At 52.1% G+C, this 3560-nt stretch carries 4 protein-coding genes; all 4 read left to right on the forward strand.

Annotated elements, in window-relative coordinates; translation table 11 throughout:
- On the forward strand, window positions 1–960 hold a 960-nt coding region (locus tag AC1HCM_RS06025), incomplete at its 5' end, for an ATP-binding protein (protein WP_479460867.1).
- A complete protein-coding gene (locus AC1HCM_RS06030; protein ID WP_479460868.1) occupies window positions 950–1204 on the forward strand; it encodes a hypothetical protein in 255 nt (84 codons plus the stop codon). The genes AC1HCM_RS06025 and AC1HCM_RS06030, both read left to right, overlap by 11 nt.
- A gap of 106 nt (window positions 1205–1310) precedes the next feature.
- Window positions 1311–3266, forward strand: a complete 1956-nt coding sequence (locus AC1HCM_RS06035; protein WP_479460869.1) for a pyruvate/oxaloacetate carboxyltransferase — start codon at window positions 1311–1313, stop codon at window positions 3264–3266.
- Between the two features lie 8 nt (window positions 3267–3274).
- Window positions 3275–3560, forward strand: a 286-nt coding sequence (gene tsaE, locus AC1HCM_RS06040; RefSeq protein WP_479460870.1) for a tRNA (adenosine(37)-N6)-threonylcarbamoyltransferase complex ATPase subunit type 1 TsaE, incomplete at its 3' end; no start/stop codon positions are given.

Consider the following 3560-nt stretch of genomic DNA (forward strand, 5'->3'; position numbering starts at 1 on the left):
GTTCTTCTCAAAGCGACCGCCGGAGGCGGTGGTAGAGGAATAAGGATATGCAGGAACGAAGAGGAGCTCGTAAAGAACTACGAGAGTGCCTACAACGAAGCTCAGAAGGCTTTCGGAAAGGGAGACCTCCTGCTTGAGAAGTTCATAGAGAATCCGCGCCACATAGAGTTTCAGGTTCTCGGGGACAAGTACGGGAACGTCATACACCTCGGAGAGAGGGACTGCTCAATCCAGAGGAGAAACCAGAAGCTCGTGGAGATAGCCCCTTCCCTGCTCCTGAGCCCCGAGAAGAGGGAGCACTACGGGAACATAGTCGCCAAGGCTGCGAAGGAGATAGGCTACTACAACGCGGGGACCATGGAGTTCATAGCGGACGAAGAAGGTAACCTGTACTTCATTGAGATGAACACCCGTGTTCAGGTTGAGCACCCCGTGACCGAGATGGTGACCGGGATTGACATAGTCAAGTGGCAACTCAGGATAGCCGCAGGGGAGAAGCTCAAGTACTCTCAAGAGGATATAGACTTCAGAGGCTACTCAATAGAGTGCAGGATAAACGCCGAAGACCCCAAGCACAACTTCGCCCCGTCGGTGGGGATGATTGAACGCTACTATGTGCCCGGAGGTTTCGGTATAAGGGTTGAGCACGCAGCTTCAAGGGGTTTTGAGGTTACCCCCTACTACGACTCAATGATAGCGAAGCTGATAGTGTGGGCTCCGGAGTGGGAGATAGCGGTTGACAGGATGAAGGCGGCACTGGAGACCTATGAGATAACGGGAGTGAAGACCACCATACCGCTCCTTATTGAGATAATGAAGGAGCCGGACTTCAGGGCGGGCAAGTTCACAACCAAGTATCTTGAAGAGCACCCGCAGGTATTTGATTACAAAGAGCACAGGGACAAGGAGGACTTTGTTGCCTTCCTTTCCGCTGTTATAGCCTCTTACCATGGTCTTTGAGATGGAAAAGAACTCTGTAGTAGAGGAGCTTAGGGTGTACGTGGAGGTGCTCAAGGTTGTTTCAGCCTTCATAATAGCGGTAGGTGGTGGGACTGTTGCCTTGCTTATGAATATGCGAACAGGTTTGGAAGCTGTGCTTTTCCTTCTTGGTGCCGTTGTGGAATTTGGATTCATTTCTGCTTTCATATCTGTTACCCTGCGCATAGGTTATCTCCTAAGGAGGCTGAAAAATGAAGATGGTTGAACTTTTCAGTATTCTCGTTGTTATAGCTCTTGCGGTTATGCTCTTCTATGCTGCATGGAACATAAAAAATCTTCCTGAAAGTAAATCACATTGAGGAGGTGCTTAGATGGTTGAGCTTATGGAAGAGATCAGGGAGAAGATGAAGGAATACGAAAAGAAAGGCTTTAAAAAGAAGATACATATATCGGACCTTACTCCCCGTGATGGTCAGCAGTGTAAGCTCGCCACAAGGGTGAGGACCGATGACCTCCTGCCTCTCTGTGAGAAGCTGGACAAGTGCGGCTTCTACGCCGTTGAGGTCTGGGGCGGAGCTACCTACGACGTCTGTCTCAGATACCTTAAGGAGGACCCTTGGGAGAGGCTCAGGCGCATAAAGGAGGTGATGCCCAACACAAAGCTCCAGATGCTCTTCAGGGGGCAAAACATAGTCGGCTACAGGCCGCGTTCAGACAAGACCGTCAAGAAGTTTGTGGAGAGGTGTATAGCCAACGGCATAACCGTTTTCAGAGTCTTTGACTCTCTCAACGACAACAGGAACATAGAGGTGGCTGTAAAGGCTATAAAGGAGTTCGGGGGTGAGGTTCACGCTGAGATAAGCTACACCCGTTCTCCCGTTCACACCTACGAGAGATGGATGGAGTATGCCAAGGAGCTCGCCGATATGGAACCCGACTGGATATCCTTTAAGGATGCCACCGGCATAATGCCCCCCTTTGAGTGCTATCAAATAATAAAGGGTATAAAGGAAGCTACCGACGGTCAGATACCCGTCCTCCTCCACAACCACGACATGAGCGGTATGGCGACCATAAACCACATGATGGCGGTTCTCGCCGGTGTTGACATGCTTGACACAGTTCTCTCTCCCTTAGCCTTCGGCTCCTCCCACCCCGCAACAGAAACGATAGTTGCCGCCCTTCAGGACACGCCCTTTGATACAGGACTTGACCTGGCCAAGATAGCCGAAGCTGCAGAAGAGGCAAAGAAGATGAAGAGAAAGTACAAGAAGTACGAAACCGAGTACGCTGGGGTGAACGCTCAGGTCCTCATTCACAAGATACCCGGCGGGATGATATCCAACATGGTAGCCCAGCTGATGGAGGCGAACGCCCTTGACAAGATAGAGGAAGCCCTCGCCGAGGTTCCCAACGTTGAGAAGGACCTTGGCTATCCGCCCCTTCTAACCCCTTCCTCCCAGATAGTTGGTGTTCAAGCGGTTCTGAACGTCATCACCGGTGAGAGGTACAAGACCATAACAAAGGAGGTCAGGGACTACGTTGAGGGTAAGTACGGGAAGCCTCCCGGACCCCTCTCAAAGGAGCTCGTGGAGAAGATACTCGGACCAGGTAAGGAGCCCGACTTCTCCATAAGACCGGGAGACCTTGCGGACCAGGAGGAATGGGACAAGGCAAGGACAGAGGTTGAAAAGCTCTTAGGAAGGGAACCGACAGAAGAGGAGATACTGCTCTACATTCTCTTCCCGATGCAGGCTAAGGAGTTCCTTACCCTCAGGGAAAAGGGAGAGCTTCACCCAGAGCCTGTGGAGGAGCTTCCCGAGCTCGCGGAGACAGAAGCTGGAAAGGTTGTAGGTGCCGCTCCCGTTGAGTTTGAGATCGTCTATCACGGGGATAAGTTCAAGGTTAAGGTTGAAGGAGTCTCCCTTGAGGACCAGCCCGGCAAACCGAGGAAGTACTACGTCAGGGTGGATGGAAGGCTTGAGGAGATACAGCTCTTTCCCCAGAGGGAGGCTATACCTGCAGGCACAGGAGCGACCCAGGCGGTAGGTGCACCTGCAGAGGGAGGAATTCCAAAGGCTTCCGAGCCCGGGGACGTAACACCTCCTATGCCCGGAAAGGTTGCCAAGATCCTCGTGGAGGAAGGTCAGCCCGTTGAACAGGGACAGACCGTTGCAATAGTTGAGGCTATGAAGATGGAGAACGAGATACACGCCCCTATGGACGGTATAGTAAAGCAGATATTCGCAAAGGTCGGTGACCAGGTTAACCCCGACGAGTCTATCATGAGGATAGTGCCCCACAAGGAGGACAACAGCTACCAGTAAGCAGAGGATTGAGAGAGTATCTGATAAAGGACCCCCAGCAGATGGAAGAGCTGGGGGTTTCTCTTGCAAAGGAGCTCCGGGGCAATGAAGTAATCTGTCTTAAGGGTGAGCTCGGAGCTGGAAAGACGACCCTCATCAGAGGTCTGGCGAGAGGGCTCGGCATAGAGGATGGCTATCAGGTCAGAAGCCCGACCTTCACCATAGTTAACGAGTACCCCACGAAGAGGGGTAAGTTGATACACATAGACCTCTACCGTGTTCCCGACTTTGATTGGAGTGAGTTCGTAGGTCAGG

Source organism: Hydrogenivirga sp. (assembly GCF_056450045.1).

Coding starts and splice junctions, on each gene's coding strand:
- AC1HCM_RS06030 (WP_479460868.1), top strand. CDS start 950: ATGGTCTTTGAGATGGAAAAGAACTCTGTAGTAGAGGAGCTTAGGGTG.
- AC1HCM_RS06035 (WP_479460869.1), top strand. CDS start 1,311: ATGGTTGAGCTTATGGAAGAGATCAGGGAGAAGATGAAGGAATACGAA.